The 1,239-nt window shown below is 38.3% G+C and carries 2 protein-coding genes; both read left to right on the forward strand.

Annotation, left to right across the window (positions count from 1 at the left end):
* The first annotated feature begins 87 nt into the window (after positions 1–87).
* The gene (gene rsmD / locus ACFFHT_RS10965; RefSeq protein WP_382376189.1) at positions 88–687 is read left to right on the forward strand and encodes a 16S rRNA (guanine(966)-N(2))-methyltransferase RsmD; all 600 of its coding nucleotides are present in this window, start codon (positions 88–90) and stop codon (positions 685–687) included.
* Positions 684–1,239 (forward strand): alcohol dehydrogenase catalytic domain-containing protein (locus ACFFHT_RS10970; RefSeq protein ID WP_382376191.1); only part of this gene is annotated, 556 nt, incomplete at its 3' end. The genes rsmD and ACFFHT_RS10970, both read left to right, overlap by 4 nt.

Raw genomic sequence — 1,239 nt, forward strand, 5'->3', positions numbered from 1 at the left:
TAAGGTTATTCAAATTTATTAAAGATAGACTAAAATACGCGCTAGTTTATCATTTAAATTCATCTATGCTTAGTATTTCTTCTAATTATGGTAAAAAACCTCTCAAAAATTCCACAAGGTAAAGGTGAAGTGCGAATTATCGCTGGGTTATGGCGAGGTCGAAAGTTACCTGTATTGTTATCACAAGGGCTACGTCCGACATCTGATCGTGTGCGTGAAACCTTATTTAATTGGTTAATGAATGATATTGTTGAGGCGAGATGTTTAGACTGTTTCGCGGGAAGTGGCGCATTAGGCTTCGAGGCTCTTTCTCGGCACGCTGCAAAAGTCGTTATGTTAGAGAAGTCCACAGTAATAGCAAAGCAGTTAAAACAAAATCTACAACAATTAAAAACAGAAAAAGGGGAGGTACATTGTACTGACACATTGCAATATTTAACGCAACAAACGGTGGATCAGCCGTTTGATATTGTCTTTCTCGATCCCCCTTTTCATCAAAATTTATTAGCACAAACCTTGAGTTTATTAGATTCTGAACATTGGTTGGCAGAAAATGCGTTAATTTATATTGAGAGTGAAAAAGATCTCACCACATTAGCGATTCCAGCAAATTGGCTATTATTGAAAGAAAAATTTACCCAGCAAGTCGCCTATCGTTTATATCAAAAGCAAGGAAAATCTGAATGAAAGCACTCGTCCTTCGTCAATCTGACACTGAACCATTTAGCGCACAATTAGAAAATATAGATGAACATTTTATCCCAGAAGCACAGCGTGAAGGGAAGATTAAAGTGAAAGTGCATTATTCTTCTCTCAATTATAAAGATGCCTTGGCAGTTTGTGGGGTAGGAAAAATCATCAAAAATTACCCATTTATTCCTGGTATCGATTTAGTGGGTAGTGTTGCACAGAGTCAAGACCCCGATTTTAAAGTGGGCGATTTAGTGTTGATGACAGGGTTTGGTTATGGTGAAGTGCAATTTGGTGGTATGAGTGAGTATGCTTTTGTTGCGCCAGAGCATCTTATTAAATTGTCGGGTGCATTAACAGAATACAAAGCGATTGCATTAGGTACGGCAGGATTGACTGCTATGTTGTGTGTCAATGAATTGCGTCATTCTGGAGTGATGCCTGATGATGGAGATATTGTTGTTACGGGAGCAAGTGGTGGTGTGGGATCGATAACGACCTATTTATTACGTCAATTAGGTTATCAGGTGATTGCTATTTCAGGGAATA

This window comes from Gallibacterium melopsittaci (genome assembly GCF_042433085.1).
Classification (GTDB): domain Bacteria; phylum Pseudomonadota; class Gammaproteobacteria; order Enterobacterales; family Pasteurellaceae; genus Gallibacterium; species Gallibacterium melopsittaci.